Origin of the sequence: Methylobacterium sp. J-076 (assembly GCF_022829405.1) — a bacterium.
In the GTDB taxonomy this organism is placed as follows: Bacteria; Pseudomonadota; Alphaproteobacteria; order Rhizobiales; family Beijerinckiaceae; genus Methylobacterium.
The window spans coordinates 89,591-108,529 of the sequence record NZ_JAKSXW010000149.1 but is presented as its reverse complement, the minus strand read 5'-3'; the positions used below and the strand labels follow the sequence as shown (position 1 = coordinate 108,529).

The following is an 18,939-nucleotide window of genomic DNA, read 5'->3' as shown; positions in this document are numbered from 1 at the left end:
GATTAATGTCCATGCAGGGTTAAGACTTCACTGCTCCTACGAAACCCACTTCAGCACACGGATCACGCCCATGTTCGCCGCCTGGCGGTGGGCCGACACGTCCCGGCGCGCGGCGATCTCCACTCGGTGGGCGACGTAGTAGCGGTAGGCGGCGAGCAGCATGTCGCCGTTGGTCAGGGTCGGCCGCCAGCGGAGCCCCGCCTTGATCCGGCTCGTGTCGAACACGAAGCTCTCGGCGATCATGCGGTAGTGGTAAGGCCCGAGCGGCGAGACCCTGAGCGCGTGCGCCGCGCGCATGGCGAGCAGGGTCGGCCGGAGGGGCAGATGGGCGGTGCGGGCGCCCGTGCCGGCATGGGCGATGACGTGCTCGAAGGTCTCGCGCATCGAGCCGACATCGTCGGCGCCGATCCCGAACACGCCCGAGGCCGTCCGCTGCCACGCGAGCAGCATCGCCGCGATCAGGTCCTTGGCGTAGATGAACTGGTAGCGGTTGCCCCCCTCGCCGACGAGCCACACCCGCCGCCCCTCGCGGATGAAGTCGAACAGGATGGCGAGCAGGCCGAGCCGTCCCTCGTCGATGATCGTCGGGGAGCGGATGATCGTCGTGGCGAAGTCGCCCGCATGGCCCGCCAGGATGCGCTCGCCTTCGAGTTTGCTGGCGCCGTAGATCTCGCAGGGCGCGGGCGCGTCGTCCTCGCGCACGGGGCGGTCGAAGCCCCGGGCCCAGAGGCAGTTGCTGGAGATGTAGACGAGGCTGCGGATGCCGGCCGCCGCCGTCGCCGCGGCGAGCACCCGGGTGCCCTCGACGTTGCTGGCCCAGAGGTCGCGCGGCTTGATCGTGCCGTGGGCGAGCAGGGCGGCGCAGTGGAAGACCCCCTCGCAGCCGGGCATCAGCCGGTCGAGGAGGGCCCGGTCGCGGATGTCCCCGACGACGGGCGTGAAGCCCGGCGCCGCGAAGGTCGCGGGCAGGAGATCGACGCTCGTGACGGCGTGGCCGTCATCGAGGAGGCGGCGGACGAGGAGCGACCCGAGGAAGCCCGAGCCGCCCGTGACGAGAACGCGTGCCATATTTGCTCGCCGGGTGAGAGGAATCGGTCGTGTCAGGCCGCCGCGTCGAGGGCGGCGGGGCGGGGGGCGGCCAGGCCCTCCGGCCGGAACAGGCGGAGGGCCTGCGCGAACAGGGCGCCGGGCACCAGCACGCCGAGCACGGGGAGGTCGAACACGATGAGGATGCGGGCCATCGGCGTCAGGATCCACGCCGCCACCGTGGCGGGGGCCGCCCCCGGCGCCCGGCCGAGCACCACGAGGGCGAGGGCCGGCGCCGCGATGGCGAGGTCGTAGTGTGAGACGTAAGGTTGCATGACCAGGGCGCTGAGGATCACGACGAGGAGTACGCCGGGCTCCTGCGCCCCCCGCCGCAGGGCGGCGACGCCGAACGCGAGGCAGGCCGCGCTCACCGCCCCTTGCAGCGCCCAGGCCAGGGAGGCCGGCAGGCCGGAATAGCGCGCGGCGAAATAGACCGTGACCGCGGTCTCGATCATCTTCGCGTGGAAATCGGCGACGATGGCGCTCTGCATCGGCATCGTGATCGTCACGAAGCGCTGCCACACCTCGATGCCGAAAAGGCCCACCGACAGCGCGGCGAGGGCCAGCGTCGCCGCGGCCCCCACCGCGAGGCAGCGCCAGTGCCCGGCGAGGACCAGCATGAGCCCGATGGCGCAGGCGAATTGCGGCTTCATCGACAGCAGGGCGACGCATAGCCCGGCGAGCACCGGGCGGCGCCCGGCCTCGACCAGCGCGACGGTGGTGGCCAGGGCGAGCAGGCCGCCGAAATGGCCATACATCATCATCGCCACGGCGGGGGGCGACAGGCAGATGACGAGGATCGGCCAAGCGGCGGGCGCCCCGCGGAGGAGGAGCCGGGTCGCCAGGGCGAGACCCGCGAGGTTCGCCGCGGTCCAGAGCAGCACGGCCGGAAGGAACGGGAGCGCGGCGAAGGGGGCGAACAGCAGCAGGGCGTGCGGCGGGTAGACGAAGAGCAGGCCGGGGTCGCGGGTGATCCCGAAGGTGGCCTTGATCGCCTCGCCATAGGCCGGCAGATCGACCAGCACGGCCCCGAGCCCCGCCATGACGAGGCGCGGCGCCATCCAGAAGTTCACGAAATCGCGGCCCAGCGGCGCGCCGATCATCCAGCCGTGGAAGTTCCACGGGATCATCGCGAGCCAGGAGAGCGCCGACACGGCGCCGCCACAAGCGAGGATCGCAAGCTCCCGTCGCTGGAATGTGGGCATGGGCATCGGGTCGGCTCCAGGTGCGCACAACCCTAGGCAGCATCGGCTGACGATTGGTTAACCGAACGGTGCTTCCTGGGGCGTGACACCGCCCGGCCGAGGGGAGGCCATTCGACCATGCCGGATCAGGCCCTGCCGGCCGCCCGGCCCGCGAGACGGATCCGCCCGGCGACGCTGCTCTGGCTCCTCGCGGGCTTCGGCTTGGCGACCATGAACGCGCCGGCCGACATCCTCGCCACGCTCCAGCACCTGCGGGTGCCGGACCCCGACGATGCCATGCGCCTCGTGGAGGTCCTGGACCTCGTGGACGGCCAGGGCTGGTACGACCTCGTCCAGCACCGGTTCGGACCGCCCGGCGGCATCCTCAGCCATTGGTCCCGCCTCGTGGACGCGCCCCTGGCCGGGCTGATCCTGCTCTTCACGCCGCTGGCGGGGCGAGCCTCCGCCGTCGGCATCGCCGCCTGCCTGTGGCCGACGCTGCTGTTCTGTCTCTACGGGCTCGTGCTGTTCCGTGGCGCGCGGGCGACGTTCGGCGGGCGGGCGGCCATCATCGCCCTGGTCGTGGCGACGCAGACCGTGGGCGTGACGGTGCAATTCGCCGCCGGGCGGGTGGACCACCACGGCCTGCAACTCACCATCGTCCTCGGCCTCGCCCTCGCGATCATCCGCGGCGGCGGAAGGGCCGGTCTCGCGGCCGGCGGTCTGGCGGCGGCGTCCCTCGCGGTGGGGCTCGAAGGGCTGCCCTCCGTGGCGGCCGGCGCCCTGTTCCTCGTCGGCGACTGGGTGTGGCGCGGGCCGCGGGCGTCCTCCACCCTCACCGGCTTCGGCCTCGGCCTGGGGATCACCGCGCCGGTGCTCTTCGCCGCGCAGACCGCCCCGGTCCGCTGGGGCACCACCGCCTGCGATGCCCTCTCGCCGCCCTGGCTCTTCCTGGCCGGCGCGGGCCTGGTCCTGGCCCTCGGCTGCGCCGCCCTCGACGGCCGGCCGACCCGCCCGGCTGCGCGCCTCGCCGCCGTCGCCGGCTTCGGGGCATTGGTCCTGGCGGGGTTCGCCGCGGCGTTCCCGGTCTGCCTCGCCGGGCCGTTCACGGGCATGTCGGATCTGGTCCGGGAGCACTGGCTGCTCAAGGTCAACGAGATGACGAGCGCCCGGACGTTCATCGCCCGCGGGCAGTGGGAGGCGCTGGCCTTCTATCCCGTCCTCGTCGCCGCGACCGTCGTGGCGTCGCGGTTCGCTCCGCGGGGCCGGGCCTGGGCGGTGGCGGCCGTCTTCCTGTGGCCGGGCCTGATCCTCGGGTTGGCGGAATTCCGGGGCCTCTACGTCGCCAGCGGGCTCGTGCCCTTCGTCGCGGGCGCCTACATCGACCGCGTGCTGGGCCGGGGGAGCCGGCGCTGGGGCGAAGCCATGGTCGCGGCCTGCCTCGTCAGCACCGTATGGATCGCGCCCGCCGTCCTGGGTGAGACGCTGCTGCCCTGGACCCGCACGGCCCCCGACCCGCAGGGCGCCACGGCGTGCTTGGGCGAGGAAGCCCTCAGGGGGCTCGCCGCCCTGCCGCCGGGGACGGTGCTGGCCCCCATCTTCATGGGTCCGGCGATCCTGCTTCACACGCCCCATTCGGTCGTGGCGGCGCCCTACCACCGGGCGGTGCCGGAGATCGCCGCGGCGATCGAAGGTTTCGGCGGCACCGAGTCCGACCTTCGCCGGGCGACGGCGGCCCGTGGCGTCGCCTACCTCGTGGCCTGCCCGACCCGCCCGGCGGACGACCTCCAGGCATCGACCGCCTTCGCCACCCGGCTCATCCGCAAAACGGCGCAGGCGACGTGGCTGGAAGCCCTGCCCGTTCCGGGGCCGCTGATGGTTTGGCGGGTGGCGCGCTGAGGGCCGCGCTTCCCTCGGCCGCGTCGCCGGAGCCGGTCAGACCAGCCGCCGGTCGAGCCGGATGATCCGGCAGGGGTCGCCCGCGCGGGCGGCGGGCTCGTGCGGCGCGCGGATGAGCAGGGCCTCCGAGCGGCCGAGGACGGCGAGCATCGAGGAATCCTGCCGGTTCTCCGGGGTGGCCACCGGAAGCCGGCCCGCCTCCCCGGCGAGGCCCGCGCGCATGTAATCCGCCCGCCCGTCATTGGCCGGGAGATCGCGCCCCAGCACCGCCGCCTCGCTCCGATCCGCGCCGGCCTGGGGATCGCCGAGCATGGCCCGGATCGCCGGGACCACGAACAGCAGCCCGCAGACGATGGACGAGACCGGGTTTCCCGGCAGGCCGATCACCAGCATGTCGCCGAGGCGCCCGTGCATCAGCGGCTTGCCCGGCCGCAGGGCAACCCGCCAGAAACCGAGTTCCAGCCCCTCCCGGGCCAGGGCCGCCTGCACGAGGTCGTGGTCGCCCACCGAGGCGCCGCCGAGGGTGATCAGGAGGTCGGCCTTCGCCTCCCGCGCCCGGCGGAAGGCCGCCTCCAGGGCGGCATGATCGTCGGCCGCGATGCCGAGATCGATGGCGTCGGCCCCCGCCTCCTCGACGAGGGCGGCCAGGGCGAGGCTGTTCGAGGCGACGATCTGGTCCCAAGCCGGCGTGGCGCCGGGCTCCACCAGCTCGTCGCCGGTCGCCAGGATCGCGACCCGCGGCCGGCGGCGGACGGACACGGACGGGTGCCCCGCCGCGGCGGCGAGGGCGAGGCGGCGCGCATCGAGGGTCAGGCCCGCGGCGAGCAGGGTCTGGCCCGAGGCGAAGTCCAGCCCCTCCCGGCGGATGAACCGGCCCGGCTCCACCGCTTCGCGGACCCGGACGGTGGCCCCCTCGGCCTCGGCATCCTCCTGGATCAGGATGGCGTCGGCCCCCGCGGGGACGGGGGCGCCGGTGAAGATCCGCACGGCCTCCCCGGGGCCGAGGGTACCGGAGAACCCGTGACCCGCAGCGCTCGTGCCGGCGAGCCTGAGCGTCGCCCCCACGGCTCCCGCGTCGGCCGCCCGCACGGCGTAGCCGTCCATGGCCGAGGCGGGGAACGGTGGCTGCGTCCGGTTCGAGACGACGGGCTCGGCCAGGACGCGCCCGGCGGCGCGGGCCAGCCGCACCGTCTCGGACTCGACGGGCCGGCGGACGCTCGCCAGGATTCGCGCCAGCGCCTCGGCGACGGGGATCAAGCCGCTCATCGGCCCTGCCTCACTGCTGGTCCGCGCGGTAGGCGCCCGACCGCCCGCCATCCTTGGCGAGCAGGCGGATGCCGTCGATCCGCATGCCGCGGTCCACGGCCTTCACCATGTCGTAGACCGTGAGGCAGGCGAGGGAGACCGCCGTCAGCGCCTCCATCTCCACCCCCGTCGGCCCCTGGACGCGCACCTCGGCGGTGATCCGCAGCCCCGGCAGGGAGGCGTCCTCCTCGCACTCCACCCGCACCTTCGACAGCAGCAGAGGATGGCAGAGGGGGATCAGCTCATGGGTGCGCTTGGCCGCCATGATGCCGGCGAGGCGCGCCGTGCCGATCACGTCGCCCTTCTTGGCGTCGCCCTCGCGGATCAGCGCGAGGGTGGCCGGGAGCATCACCACGCAGCCCTCGGCGCGGGCGGTGCGGGTGGTGGCGGGTTTGTCGGTGACGTCGACCATGTTGGCCGCGCCGGCGGCATCCAGGTGGGTGAGGCCGCCGCTCATGCCTTCGCCCGCGCCTTCGCCTTGCCGTCGCCGAAGATCAGCCCCCGGGTCGCCGCCGTCACGTCGTCCTGGCGCATGAGGCTCTCGCCCACCAGCACCGTGCCGAGGCCGTGGGCGGCCAGGCGCTCCACATCCGCATGGCTGCCGATGCCGCTCTCGGCCACGGCGATGCGGTCCTCGGGGATGCCGGGCTTCAGCCGGAGGGCGTTCTCGAAGGACACTTCGAAGGTCTTGAGGTTGCGGTTGTTGACGCCGAGCAGGGCGGTGCCGAGGGGCAGCGCCCGGGTCAGCTCGGCCTCGTCGTGCACTTCGGCCAGCACGTCCATGCCGAGCTCGTGGGCGGTCTCCACCAGCGCGGTGGCCTCGTCGTCATCGAGGCAGGCCATGATGACGAGGATGCAATCGGCCCCCCAGGCCCTGGCTTCGTAGACCTGATAGGGCTCGAACATGAAATCCTTGCGCAGCACGGGAAGGCGGCACGCCTCCCTGGCGGCGACGAGGTATTCGGGCTTGCCCTGGAAGGACGGCTCGTCGGTCAGCACCGACAGGCAGGTGGCGCCGCCCTTCTCGTAGGAGGCCGCGAGCTTGGCCGGATCGAAATCCGCGCGGATCAGGCCCTTGGACGGGGAGGCCTTCTTCACCTCGGCGATGAGGGCGGTGCGCCCCTCGGCCAGATGGGCGCGGATCGCCGCGGCGAAGCCCCGGGGCGGATCGGCCTGCGCGACCTTCTTCTCGAGCTTGGCCAGCGGCACGCGCAGCTTGGCCTCGGCGATCTCCCGCCGCTTATAGGCCTCGATGCGCGCCAGGACGTTCGGCCGTTCGGGCGCCTCGGGAGCAGCCTCATGCGTCTGCGAGGTCATCGGCTCTCCTGCCCGTTCGAGCATGACTGCGAGACGCGGACCAGCCGCGCGAGGGTGGCGCGGCCTGCTCCGGAATCGATGGCATCCTGCGCCCGACCGACCCCTTCCGCCAGGGCCTGCGCGCCTCCCGCGACGACGAGGGCCGCCCCCGCGTTGATGACCGCGATGTCGCGATAGGCGTTCCGCGCGCCCGCGAGCACCGCGTCAAGCGCCTGGGCGTTGTGGGCAGGGTCACCGCCGCGCAGCTCTTCGGGGGCCCACAGCGTCAGGCCGAGATCCCGGGGATCGATGGTGAACCGCTCGATCCGCCCCTCGTCCAGGGCGACGACGCCGGTCGGCCCGGTGACGGTGATCTCATCGAGACCGTCCGAGCCATGCACCGTCCAGACCCGGCGGCTGCCAAGCTCGGCCAGCACGCGGGTCAGGGGCTCGGCACGGGCGCCATCCGCGACGCCGAAGAGCTGGCGCGTGACGCCGGCCGGATTGCACAGGGGGCCGAGCAGGTTGAAGATCGTCCGCACCGGCAGTTCGGCCCGCACGGGCGCGACGTGGCGCATGGCGCCGTGGTGGGTCTGGGCGAAGAGGAAGCACAGGCCGGCCTCGGCGAGGCACCGCTCCTGCCCCGCGGGATCGAGACCCAGGGCGACGCCCAGCGCCGCGAGCACGTCGGCGGCACCGGAGCGCGAGGTGGCGGCGCGGTTGCCGTGCTTGGCCACCGGCACGCCGCAGGCCGCCACGAGGATGGCCGCGAGCGTCGAGACGTTGACGCTGCCGGAATGGTCGCCCCCGGTTCCGACCACGTCCACCGCCCCCTCGGGGGCGCTCACGCGGACCATGCGCGCCCGCATCGCCTCGGCGGCGCCGACGATCTCCTCGATCGCCTCGCCGCGCATCTTCAGGGCGGTGAGGAACGCGGCGGCCTGGACGGGCGTAACATCCCCCGACAGCAACAGGTCGAAGGCCGCGCGCGCCTCGGCACGCCCGAGGGTCTGGCCCCCGGCGACCTTGGCGAGGAGCGGTCTGAAGCTGTCCATCGGGTTCGTCGCGGGAAGCGGGGCCGGCGGCGTCAATGCACGTCGGCGCCCTGCCTGTCACGCCCCGCGTTCCAAGCCTTTGCCAGATCGAGGAAGTTCTTCACGATTTCGGCGCCGTGCTGGGAGCGGATGCTCTCCGGGTGGAACTGCACCCCGTGCACCGGCAGCTCGGTGTGCTGGAGCCCCATGATCAGCCCGTCCGTCTCGGCGGTGACGCTGAGGGCGGCCGGGCAGGTCGCCCGGTCCACGACCAGCGAGTGGTAGCGGGTCGCCTCGAAGCTGTCGTTGATCCCGCGGAACAGGCCGCTCGCCCCGTGGCGGATGGTGGAGACCTTGCCGTGGAGCGGCACGGGCGCCCGCACCACATCGCCGCCGAAGGCCTGCCCGATGGCCTGGAGGCCGAGGCAGACGCCGAAGATCGGGATCTCGCCCGCGAGGTCGCGCACCACGTCGAGGCAGATGCCGGCCTCGTTGGGGCTGCAGGGCCCCGGCGACAGCACCACCGCATCGGGCGCCTTCTCCCGGATGTCGGCGACCGTGAGGGCGTCGTTCCGGGCCACCTCGATGGAATCGCACAGCGGCCCGATCAGGTGGACGAGGTTGAAGGTGAAGCTGTCGTAATTGTCGATGACGAGGACTTTGGGCATCGCGCACTTCCGGAACCTGCCGCGGTGTGGCGGTTCGGGGCGGAGGGGTCAACTGGCGGGGGCAGTGTCGGGTGGCGCGGGGTGATCGCTCGCCACCACGCCTTCCCCCGTCATTCCGTCATCCCGGGGCTCGCCGCAGGCGAGAGCCCGGAATGACGGGCTTAAATGTCGGTGGGGAACAGCGCCCCCTACTGCCCCCGCTTGGCCCGGGATGCGAAGCGCACCGCCTCCTCCGCCGCGCGGAACAGGGCCTTGGCCTTGTTGATGCACTCCTGCTGCTCGGAGGCGGGGTCGGAATCGTAGACGATGCCTGCCCCCGCCTGGACGTGCATCCGCCCGTCCTTCACCACCGCCGTGCGGAGCACGATGCAGGTGTCCATCTCTCCGCCCGCGCCGAAATAGCCGATGCAGCCGGCATAGGGGCCGCGCTTCTGCCCTTCCAGCTCGTCGATGATCTCCATCGCCCGCACCTTCGGTGCCCCGGAGACGGTGCCCGCCGGGAAACCCGCCGCCAGCGCGTCGAGGGGATCGTGCCGGGGGTCGAGGTCGCCCTCGACGTTCGAGACGATGTGCATCACCTGGCTGTAGCGCTCGATGAAGAACTGGTCCGTGACGCGCACGCTGCCGATCCGCGAGACCCGGCCCGCATCGTTGCGGCCGAGGTCGAGGAGCATCAGGTGCTCGGCCCGCTCCTTCGGGTCGGCCAGCAGCTCGTCGGCGAGCGCCCGGTCCTCGGCCGGGGTCGCGCCCCGGCGGCGGGTGCCGGCGATGGGGCGGACGGTCACGACGCCCTCCCGGACCCGCACCAGGATCTCCGGCGAGGAGCAGACGATCTGGAAGTCCTCGAAATCGAGGTAGCACAGGAAGGGTGCCGGGTTGGTCCGCCGCAGGGAGCGGTAGAGGGCGAAGGCCGGCAGGGTGAACGGCGCCTCGAAGCGCTGCGACAGCACCACCTGGAACACGTCCCCGGCGACGATGTACTCCTTCGCCCGGGCGACCATGCCGGCGAATGCCTCCGGCGAGGTGTTGGAGACCGGCTCCGGCGCAGCGACCGTCGAGAGGTCCACCCGGGCCTCGATCGGCAGGGGCTCCTCCAGGGCCGCGGCGACCCCGTCGATCCGCGCGAGGGCCGCCTCGTAGGCCGCCCGCGCCGGGATGCCCCCTTCGGGGCGCACGGGCGTGACGACGGTGATGACGTCGCGGATCGAATCGAACACCACCATCAGCCGGGGGCGCAGGAGGATCGCGTCCGGCACGCCGAGCGGGTCGGGGTTGGGCGCGGGCAGGCGCTCCATGGCCCGGACCATGTCGTAGCCGAGATAGCCGAACAGCCCCGCCGCCATGGGTGGCAGGTCACGCCCGTCATCCGCGCCGATGGCGCTCTGCGCGATCAGCGTCCGCAGGCTCGCCAGTGGGTGCGCCGCATCGGGGGTGAACTGCGTCAAATCGGGCTGGCGGGCGAGGGAGGCCGCGCCGTCCCGGCAGCGCCAGATCAGGTCTGGGTCGAGCCCGATCATCGAGTAGCGCCCACGCACCGCACCGCCCTCGACCGATTCGAGGAGGAAGGCCGGGCCCGGATGCCGGGCGCGCAGCTTCAGGAACGCGGCGACCGGCGTCTCGAGGTCGGCCACGAGGGCGATCTCGAGGAGGCTCGGCCGCCCGGCCTCGTAGGCCGCGCGGAAGGCGTCGAAGTCGGGCAGGTCGGACATCAGTACTCGCCGCCGAAGACCTTGCGCAGCGCCGCCTGGTCGACCTTCACGCCCGCGTTCTTCTGCACCTCGGCGATGTACTGGGTGAGCACGTCGTCGGCGATGGCCGACTGGAAGTTCTGCGTCACCGTCTTGTCGCTGGGGCTGTCGGGCACGAAGGCGGGCACGGTCGCCGCCGTCACCTTGAACACCGCCCGCGAGTCGTTCGAGGCCGCGCTGCCCGCCTTCCCGACCGGCGTCGCGAAGATGAGGTTCACCACGTCGGCGGTGAGCATGTCCTTGGGCTGGTTGCGGCCGAGGTCCGACGTCTCCTGCGGGTTGACGCCGACATCCTTGGCCGCGGCCTCGATGGTCTCGCCCTTGTCGAGCTTCTCCACCAGCTCCCGGCCCTTGGCCTGGAGGCGCTTGGCGGTTTCGGCTGCGGTCCAGCCGGCCTTCACCGCGTCCTTGACCTCCTCGAACGGCTTGTCGTGCGGCGGGTCGATCCTGGCCACGTCGTACCAGATGTAGCCGCCGGACTTGGTCCGCAGGGGCTCGTTGTCGCCACCGACCTCGGCGCGGAACGCGGCCGGCAGGGTGGTGTCCGCATCGGGGATGCCGGCGACGCCGTGGCCGTCGGGCGCCTTGCCCTGGGCATCCACCGCCTGCACCGCCACGAGGGCGAGCTTGCGCTCGGCCGCGATGTCCGCCAGCGGCTTGGCCCCCGCGCGCTGATCCTCGATGGCGTCGCGGATGTCGTCGATCCTGTCGCGCGACCGCTGCAGGGCGAGCGACTTGCGGATCTCCCCGGCGACCTCCTCGAACGGCTTGACCGTGCCGGGGGCGATCTTCGTGACCCGCAGCAGCACCTCGCCGAACTGGCCCTTCACCGGCTCGCTCACCCCGCCCTCCGGAAGGGCGAAGGCGGCATCGGCCACGGCCTTGTCGAACAGCTCGTCGCGGGACAGCGTGCCGAGCGTCAGTTCCTGGCCGCTGGTCCCGCGGGCCTCGGCGATCTGCTCGAAGGATTTCGCCCCGTCCTGGATCTCCTTGCGCGCGGCCGCGGCGGCGGCGGCATCGGGGAAGACGATCTGCTCGATGGTGCGCTTCTCCGGCATCCCGTACCGGGCCTTGTTGAGGTCGTAGGCCTTGCGCGCGTCCTCGTCGCTCACCGTCTCGGACCGCGCGACCGCCTCGGGATCGAGCACGAGGACGTTCACGGCCCGGTATTCCGGGGCGCGAAAACGGTCCTTGTTCGCCTCGTACCACGTCTTCAGCTCATCCTCGGCCGGCTCGGGGATCTGCCCCGCATCGGAGGGGGTGAGGAACAGGTAGGAGACCGCCCGACGCTCCGTCGTGTAGCGGTGGACCGCCTCGCGCAGGGCGACGGGCACCGTGAGGCCGCCGGAGACCGCCTCCGCCAGCTGGATGCGGGCGATCACCGCGCGCTGCTCCTGCACGAAGCGCGACTCGTTGAGGCCGGCACGCTGGAGGGTCTGGTAGAACAGCTGCGGGTCGAAGGCGCCCTGGGCGTTCTGGAACGACTTCTCCTCGTGGATCGCCCGGAGCACGGCGCTGTCCGGCACGGCGAGGCCGAGGTCGCGCGTCTTCTGGTCCAGGGCTGCCTCGGTGATGAGCTGCGACATCACCTGCCGGTCGAGGCCGAGCGCCCGCGCCTGCTCCGGCGACAGGGCGCGCTTCAGCTGCACCTGATAGCGCTCGAGCTGGTTCTGGTAGGCGTGCCGGACCTGCTCGGTCGAGATCTGCGTGCTGCCGACCGTGGCGACCGCGTTGCTCCCCCCGCCGCGGATCAGATCCTCCACGCCGTAGATGCCGATGCCGAACAACAGCAGCGAGAAGATGATCGCCAGAACGATCTTGCCGAGCCAGTGCTCGGAGGCGGCGCGGATGCCCTGCAGCATGGTGTGTCTTGGAAACGCCGATGGGGGAAAAGCTGTGTCGCGCCTCGCGATAGCCCATTCGGGCGAGGAGGCAAAGGCTGGGCGGCCCGGCCCGTGACCCTTGCCCCCCGCGGTTCCGCGGACAGCCGGGCCGAATTGGCACCCGGACGGTTTGCGCGCCCAAGCTTGCTCTGGTACGGCCGCCAGATCACCGAATGTTGACAGAGCGGGGCGTGGGATGACGCAGGGCGGGCGGCGGCCCCTGGTCGCCGGCAACTGGAAGATGAACGGCACGCGGTCTTCGATCGCGGTGGTTGAGCAGATCCGCGACGGCCTGTCGCCCGATCTCTCCGCCCGGATCGATGTGTTGATCTGCCCTCCTTCGACCCTGATCGGGTCCTGCGTCGCGGCGGCCTATGGCTCGTCCATCGCCATCGGTGGGCAGAACCTGCACGCCCGCGCCAACGGCGCCTTCACGGGCTCGATCTCGGCCGAGATGCTGGCCGACCTCGGGGCCAAATACGTGATCGTCGGCCATTCCGAGCGGCGCGCCTACCATCACGAGACCGATGACGGCGTGCACGCCAAGGCGCTGGGCGCCCGGCGGGCGGGCCTGTGCGGCATCATCTGCGTCGGCGAGACCATCGAGGAGCGCGAGCAGGGCCGCGCCCTCGACATCGTCCGCGCGCAGCTCGCCATCGGCCTGCCGAAGGGCGCGACGGCGGCGGATACGGTGATCGCGTACGAGCCGGTCTGGGCCATCGGCAGCGGGCGGACGCCCACGCCGAAGGACATCGCCGAAGTCCACGCCTCGCTGCGCGACATGCTCGACAAGCTGGCCGGCGAGGAAGCGCACAGGATCCGCATCCTCTACGGCGGCTCGGTGAAGCCCGGCAACGCCCGCGAGCTCCTCTCGGTCGAGAACGTCGATGGCGCCCTGGTCGGCGGGGCGAGCCTCGTGGCCGAGGATTTCCTGGGGATCTGCGCGGCCTACGCCTGATTCGCGCAAGGCCCGGGGCGACACGATTCCGGGGTGCGCGACGTGGCGGCGAGGGTCCCACGGCCCCGGTTTCCGCCGCCGCCCTCGCAACGGCGTGGCGGGAACGTCCACGGGCGCCCCCGGCCTTCGCATGGCTGTCACACTCAGTTGGTCTTGAGGCCGGGAGAGTCCCGACCGAAAGAGACACATGTCCGAGGATCTGAGTGCCGCCCCCGCCGCGTTGGTGGAGATGATCCGCCGCGAGATCATGGACAGCTACGACGAGGAGCTGGAACAGGATCTGGAGGATGGCCGGCTCGACTCGATCGAGGGCATCCCCGGCCGCCACAAGGAACTCGACCGGCGGTTCTACTTCCGCGAGCTGCTGCGCCTGCAGCACGAGCTGGTCCGCCTGCAGGACTGGGTGCAGCACCACAAGCTGCGCGTCGTCGTGATCTTCGAGGGCCGTGATTCGGCCGGCAAGGGCGGGGTGATCAAGCGCATCACCCAGCGGCTTAACCCCCGCGTCTGCCGCGTCGCGGCGCTGCCCGCGCCGAGCGAGCGCGAGCGGACGCAATGGTACTTCCAGCGCTACGTCTCGCACCTGCCGGCCGCCGGCGAGATCGTGCTGTTCGACCGCTCCTGGTACAACCGCGCCGGCGTCGAGCGGGTGATGGGCTTCTGCACCGAGGGCGACGTGGAGGAGTTCTTCCGCTCGGTGCCGGAGTTCGAGCGCATGCTGGTGCGCTCGGGCATCGTACTCCTGAAATACTGGTTCTCCATCACCGACGAGGAGCAGGCCCTGCGCTTCAACATGCGGATCATGGACCCGCTGAAGCAGTGGAAGCTCTCGCCGATGGACGTCGAATCGCGGCGGCGCTGGGAGGATTACACCCGCGCCAAGGAGGACATGCTGGCCCGCACCCACATCCCGGAGGCCCCGTGGTGGGTGGTGGAGGCGGTGGACAAGAAGCGGGCGCGGCTGAACTGCATCCGCCACCTGCTGGAGCAGGTCCCCTACGGCGACATCGAGCACGACCCCGTCCACCTGCCCGCACGGGTGCGGCACGCCGACTACATCCGCGCGCCGATCCCGGCGGAGATGCATGTGCCGGACCGCTACTGATCCCGATGGAACGGGCGCGGTTGGCGCATGGCGCCGCATGGTGTATGGCCCGGGGCACCTCGTTGGAGCGGCGCCGGACGCCGCCCGGCGCCCATGCCGAGACCTGACCCGGTCGGCGCGGGCGCGCGAAGACCGGATCCCCGATGCAGACCGTCCTGATCGTCGTTCACCTCCTCATCGTCCTCTCGCTGATCGGCGTCGTGCTGCTCCAGCGCTCTGAAGGCGGCCTCGGCCTCGGCGGTGGAGGCGGCGGCGGCGTCGGCGGGTTCATGACCGGCAGGGGCCAAGCCAATGCCCTGACGCGGGCGACGGCGATCCTCGCCGCCCTGTTCTTCGCCACGAGCTTGACGCTCGCCGTGATGTCGCACCGCTCGGCGGCCCCGAAGTCGATCCTCGACACGGGCGCGGCCGCGCCGGGCAAGCCGGCCGGCAACGCCCCGGCCGGGGCCGACAACCTCCTCGACACGCTGCGCAAGGCGCAGGACCGCACGCCGGAAACGGCGCCGGCCCAGCCCGCCCCCGAGACGGGCGTGCCCTCTGCGCCGCAATCGCGCTGATCCTCACCCGCGGGCCGGCGACGGCCCGCGCCCCGTCTGACTGTCGCACGATCGCGCCCGCGGGTCCCGGACCCGCGGACATTCTGCGTGCCATCCCCAGCCACCGCCGCTTTGCCCGGGCTGACCGTTTGGCAAATGCGGCCGTCTTCTTTATGGATCGAGGCCCATGACGCGGTACGTTTTCATCACCGGCGGCGTGGTCTCCTCCCTGGGCAAGGGGCTCGCCTCGGCGGCCCTCGCAGCGGTGCTCCAGGCCAGGGGCTACCGGGTGCGCATGCGCAAGCTGGACCCCTATCTGAACGTCGATCCGGGCACGATGAGCCCGACGCAGCACGGCGAGGTCTTCGTCACCGACGACGGCGCCGAGACGGACCTCGACCTCGGCCATTACGAGCGGTTCACGGGCGTGCCGGCCTCGCGGGCGGACAACATCACCACCGGCCGCATCTACCAGGACATCATCGCCAAGGAGCGCCGGGGCGACTACCTGGGCGCGACGATCCAGGTGATTCCCCACGTGACCAACGCCATCAAGGACTTCGTCCTCGAGGGGAACGACGCGTTCGATTTCGTGCTGGTCGAGATCGGCGGCACCGTCGGCGACATCGAGGGGCTGCCGTTCTTCGAGGCGATCCGCCAACTCGGCCAGGAGCTGCCCCGCGGCACCACCGCCTTCGTCCACCTGACGCTGCTGCCTTACATTCCGAGCGCCGGGGAGCTGAAGACCAAGCCGACGCAGCACTCCGTGAAGGAGCTGCGCTCCATCGGCATCCAGCCCGACATCCTGCTCTGCCGCTGCGACCGGCCGATCCCCGTGGAGGAGCGGCGCAAGCTCGCCCTGTTCTGCAACGTGCGCGAGACGGCGGTGATCGAGGCCCGGGACGTGGCCTCGATCTACGAGGTGCCGCTCTCCTACCGCACCGCGGGTCTCGACCGGGAGGTGCTCGGCCATTTCGGACTGGAGCACGGCGACGAGCCGGACCTCGCCCGCTGGCGGACCATCGCCGAGCGGGTGCGCAACCCGGAGGGCGAGGTCTCCATCGCCATCGTCGGCAAGTACACGGGCCTCAAGGACGCCTACAAGTCGCTGATCGAGGCCCTGACCCATGGCGGCATCAACCACCGGGTGAAGGTCAACCTCCAGTGGATCGAGGCCGAGGTGTTCGAGCGCGAGGACCCGGCCCCGTTCCTCGAAGGGTTGAACGGCATCCTCGTGCCGGGCGGGTTCGGCCAGCGGGGCGCCGAGGGCAAGATCCGCGCGGCGCGCTACGCCCGTGAGAAGAAGATTCCCTATCTCGGCATCTGCTTCGGCATGCAGATGGCGGTGATCGAGGCGGCGCGCTCCCTGGCGGGCATCGCCGACGCCAACTCCTCCGAGTTCGGCGAGACGGCGGAACCGGTGGTCGGCCTGCTGACCGAATGGCTGCGCGGCAACGAGCTGGAGCGCCGGGCGGCCGCGGGAGACCTCGGCGGCACGATGCGGCTCGGCGCCTACGACGCCCAGCTCGACCCGTCCTCGAAGATCGCGGCCATCTACGGGTCGGACCGGATCTCCGAGCGGCACCGGCACCGCTACGAGGTCAACATGGCCTACCGCGAGCGGCTGGAGGCCAAGGGCCTGCGCTTCTCCGGCCTCTCGCCGGACGGGTTGCTGCCGGAAACGGTGGAGCACGTCGGCCACCCGTGGTTCATCGGCGTGCAGTTCCACCCGGAGTTGAAGTCCCGGCCATTCGATCCGCACCCGCTGTTCAAGGGCTTCGTCGGCGCCGCCATCGAGCAGAGCCGGCTGGTCTGAGGCGCTTCCCTTTTCCAGACCCGTCATTGCGAGGGACGACGCCATCCAGGGGCGGGAGGGCCGCTTCCCAGCGTGGAACGTCCCTGGATCGCTTCGCCCACGCCTGCAAGGACGGCGAAGATGTCAGCGATTCCACTCACCCCCTCATCTTGAGGCAGCTTCGCTGCACCTCAGGATGAGGGGATGAGTGGGGTGGGCCGTCGACACCCGACCTTCGCCACGTTTTCCACAGGGCGGCGGGGCATGCGACAGTGGTGCCGCCCTTCGCGCCGGGGCCCGGAGGCCCTATCTCAGCCCTACTGTGACCGAGATCCTGTTCTACCACCTCCAGCACCAGCCCCTCGAACGGGTCCTGCCGACCCTCGTGGAGCGGTCGCTGGAGCGCGGGTGGCAGGCGGCGATCCAGGCGGCGAGCGAGGAGCGGCTTTCCGCCCTCGACGATCAGCTCTGGACCTATGCCGACGAGAGCTTCCTGCCCCATGGCACGGACCGGGAGCCCGACCCGGCGAGCCAGCCGGTGGTGCTGACGCTGCGGGAGGCGAACCCCAACGGCGCCTCCATCCGCTTCCTCGTGGAGGGCGCCGACCTGCCCGCCGACGCGGAAAGCTACGCCCGAATCTGCATCCTGTTCGACGGGTCCGATCAGGACGCGCTCCTGCGGGCGCGGGAGCAGTGGCGGCAGGCCAAGGAGGCGGGCCACGCGGTCGCCTATTGGCAGCAGGACGAATCCGGCCGCTGGAACAAGAAGGCGTGACGCCCTCCATGACACCGATCAAGTCCGGCCGCCTCGCGACGGCGCTTCTCCTGGCCCTCGCCCTCCCCTGGCCGCTCGCGGCGCAGGAGGGCCACCCCGGCGGGCCGCCGCGTCCGCAGGCCGCGGCCCCCGGCCCGGAGGGGCGCCGCCTCCCCGCCGATTCGATCACCAGCCAGAGCATCGCCCTGCCGGACGGGCGCACGCTCGACTTCACGGCGACGGCCGGCAGCCTGCCCCTGGTGGACGAGGGCGGGAAGCTTCAGGCCGAGATCGCCTACGTCGCCTATACTCGCCCCCCGGAAGGCGGGCGCGAGCGGCCGATCACCTTTGCCCTCAACGGCGGCCCCGGCGCCGCCTCGGCCTATCTCCATATCGGGGCCATCGGCCCCTGGCGGCTGCCCATCGGCAAGGACAGCATCAGCCCCTCCCAGGGCGTCGCCCTGGTGCCCAACGATGGGACGTGGCTCGACTTCACAGACCTCGTCTTCATCGACCCCGTCGGCACCGGCTACAGCCGCGCCGCCGATGGGGACGCCAAGAAATACTGGTCCGTCGAGAGCGACGCCTCGGTCCTGGCCGCGGTCATCGCCCGCTATCTGCGGGTGAACGGCCGGATGGCGAGCCCGAAATTCTACGTCGGCGAGAGCTACGGCGGGTTCCGGGGGCCGCTTATCGCCGAAAAACTGCAGGGGGAGATCGGCGTCGGCCTCTCCGGCATGGTCCTGCTCTCGCCGGTGCTCGATTTCGCCGCCCTCGAACGGCACCGCACCGACCCGTGGGGCTTCGTCCTGCGCCTGCCCTCCCTGGCCGCCACGGGCCTGGAGCGCGGCGGCCAGACGCCGAGCCCCGCGCTCCTCGCCCCGGCCGAGGATTACGCCACGGGGTCCTACCTCGCGGACCTGCTCAAAGGGCCGGGCGACGCCGAGGCCATCAGCCGGATGACCGACAGGCTCGCCGGGCTCACGGGGCTCGACCGGGAGTTCCTCCGGCGGCAGGCGGGCCGGCCCTCCGGACGGGGCGTCCAGCGCGAACTGAACCGGGAGGCCGGCCGCGTGACCAGCCTCTACGACACCGGCATCACCGGTTGGGACCCGGATCCGGATTCGTTGCAGTCCGGCTTCGAGGATCCGCAGCTCACCGCCCTCCAGGCGCCGCTGACCAGCGCGATGCTGGATCTCTACGCCCGCACGCTGAAATGGACGGTGCCGAACCAGCGCTACGAGCTGCTGAACAATGCGGTGAACCGCGGCTGGGGCTGGGGTTCGGGCCGTCAGGCGCCGGAAGTGCTGTCCAACCTGAAGGGCGTCCTGGCGCTCGACGGCAAGCTGAGGGTGCTGGTGGCCCATGGCGCCACCGATCTGGTGACGCCCTATTTCGCGTCGAAGCTCCAGATCGCCCAGGTTCCGCCCTACGGCGGCGGACGGCTGAACCTCGCGGTCTACCCGGGCGGGCACATGTTCTACTTCCGCAGCGCCTCCCGGGCGGCCCTGCACCAGAACGCAGCCGACCTGTTCGCGGCGGCGCTGAAGGACAGGGAGAATGCCGGCGACGGGGGCAAGTAAGCCCCCACCGTGCTCCACGGCGTCATCGCGAGCGGAGCCATCGACGGCCGGGGAACGCGTTCGGACCGGAGCGCATCCTCGGTTCGCATCACGCCGTCCGCGATG

Annotated in this window: 16 protein-coding genes; 7 read left to right on the top strand and 9 right to left on the bottom strand. The window is 71.8% G+C overall.

Going from position 1 to position 18,939, the window contains the following annotated elements:
- Window positions 1-36: 36 nt before the first annotated feature.
- Both MKK53_RS22690 and MKK53_RS22685 read right to left on the bottom strand, forming a co-directional pair.
- On the bottom strand, window positions 37-1,068 hold the full coding sequence (locus tag MKK53_RS22690) for an NAD-dependent epimerase/dehydratase family protein (protein WP_243931046.1): 1,032 nt from the start codon (window positions 1,066-1,068) through the stop codon (window positions 37-39).
- A gap of 32 nt (window positions 1,069-1,100) precedes the next feature.
- The gene (locus MKK53_RS22685; protein ID WP_243931044.1) at window positions 1,101-2,297 is read right to left on the bottom strand and encodes a glycosyltransferase family 87 protein; all 1,197 of its coding nucleotides are present in this window, start codon (window positions 2,295-2,297) and stop codon (window positions 1,101-1,103) included.
- Window positions 2,298-2,408: 111 nt separating this feature from the next.
- On the opposite strand from MKK53_RS22685, the gene MKK53_RS22680 reads away from it, so the two are divergent.
- A complete protein-coding gene (locus MKK53_RS22680; protein WP_243931042.1) occupies window positions 2,409-4,169 on the top strand; it encodes a hypothetical protein in 1,761 nt (586 codons plus the stop codon).
- Window positions 4,170-4,205: 36 nt separating this feature from the next.
- Here MKK53_RS22680 and glp read toward each other — a convergent pair whose 3' ends face one another.
- From glp to MKK53_RS22645, 7 genes are all read right to left on the bottom strand, one after another.
- On the bottom strand, window positions 4,206-5,435 hold the full coding sequence (gene glp / locus MKK53_RS22675; RefSeq protein ID WP_243931040.1) for a gephyrin-like molybdotransferase Glp: 1,230 nt from the start codon (window positions 5,433-5,435) through the stop codon (window positions 4,206-4,208).
- A gap of 10 nt (window positions 5,436-5,445) precedes the next feature.
- Window positions 5,446-5,931 (bottom strand): cyclic pyranopterin monophosphate synthase MoaC, encoded by a 486-nt coding sequence (gene moaC, locus MKK53_RS22670; RefSeq protein ID WP_243931038.1) that lies wholly within the window; start codon window positions 5,929-5,931, stop codon window positions 5,446-5,448.
- The gene (trpC, locus tag MKK53_RS22665; protein WP_243931036.1) at window positions 5,928-6,791 is read right to left on the bottom strand and encodes an indole-3-glycerol phosphate synthase TrpC; all 864 of its coding nucleotides are present in this window, start codon (window positions 6,789-6,791) and stop codon (window positions 5,928-5,930) included. Before trpC ends, moaC begins: the two co-directional genes overlap by 4 nt.
- Window positions 6,788-7,825, bottom strand: coding sequence for an anthranilate phosphoribosyltransferase (trpD, locus tag MKK53_RS22660; protein WP_243931033.1), 1,038 nt, complete (start codon window positions 7,823-7,825; stop codon window positions 6,788-6,790). The genes trpC and trpD overlap by 4 nt, the downstream gene beginning before the upstream one ends.
- A gap of 32 nt (window positions 7,826-7,857) precedes the next feature.
- Window positions 7,858-8,472: an anthranilate synthase component II gene (locus MKK53_RS22655; protein WP_243931031.1), complete on the bottom strand. Its 615-nt coding sequence runs from the start codon at window positions 8,470-8,472 to the stop codon at window positions 7,858-7,860.
- Between the two features lie 188 nt (window positions 8,473-8,660).
- Window positions 8,661-10,181 (bottom strand): anthranilate synthase component I, encoded by a 1,521-nt coding sequence (trpE, locus tag MKK53_RS22650; protein ID WP_243931029.1) that lies wholly within the window; start codon window positions 10,179-10,181, stop codon window positions 8,661-8,663.
- A complete protein-coding gene (locus MKK53_RS22645) occupies window positions 10,181-12,082 on the bottom strand; it encodes a peptidylprolyl isomerase (RefSeq protein WP_243931027.1) in 1,902 nt (633 codons plus the stop codon). Before MKK53_RS22645 ends, trpE begins: the two co-directional genes overlap by 1 nt.
- A gap of 217 nt (window positions 12,083-12,299) precedes the next feature.
- Here MKK53_RS22645 and tpiA point away from each other — a divergent pair, with 217 nt between their 5' ends.
- The 6 genes from tpiA (at window position 12,300) to MKK53_RS22615 (ending at window position 18,834) form a co-directional block, all read left to right on the top strand.
- The gene (gene tpiA, locus MKK53_RS22640) at window positions 12,300-13,061 is read left to right on the top strand and encodes a triose-phosphate isomerase (protein WP_243931025.1); all 762 of its coding nucleotides are present in this window, start codon (window positions 12,300-12,302) and stop codon (window positions 13,059-13,061) included.
- Window positions 13,062-13,248: 187 nt separating this feature from the next.
- Window positions 13,249-14,166 carry a polyphosphate kinase 2 gene (gene ppk2, locus MKK53_RS22635; RefSeq protein WP_243931023.1) on the top strand — a complete coding sequence of 306 codons (918 nt, stop codon included), beginning with the start codon at window positions 13,249-13,251 and terminating at the stop codon, window positions 14,164-14,166.
- 143 nt (window positions 14,167-14,309) lie between these two features.
- Window positions 14,310-14,723, top strand: coding sequence for a preprotein translocase subunit SecG (secG, locus tag MKK53_RS22630; protein WP_243931021.1), 414 nt, complete (start codon window positions 14,310-14,312; stop codon window positions 14,721-14,723).
- Window positions 14,724-14,889: 166 nt separating this feature from the next.
- Window positions 14,890-16,518, top strand: a complete 1,629-nt coding sequence (locus tag MKK53_RS22625) for a CTP synthase (protein ID WP_243931019.1) — start codon at window positions 14,890-14,892, stop codon at window positions 16,516-16,518.
- A 301-nt stretch (window positions 16,519-16,819) separates the two neighbouring features.
- Window positions 16,820-17,272, top strand: coding sequence for a DNA polymerase III subunit chi (locus tag MKK53_RS22620; protein WP_243931017.1), 453 nt, complete (start codon window positions 16,820-16,822; stop codon window positions 17,270-17,272).
- Window positions 17,273-17,280: 8 nt separating this feature from the next.
- Complete coding sequence (locus MKK53_RS22615) at window positions 17,281-18,834, top strand: S10 family peptidase (protein ID WP_243931015.1); 1,554 nt, start codon at window positions 17,281-17,283, stop codon at window positions 18,832-18,834.
- Window positions 18,835-18,939 lie beyond the last annotated feature (105 nt).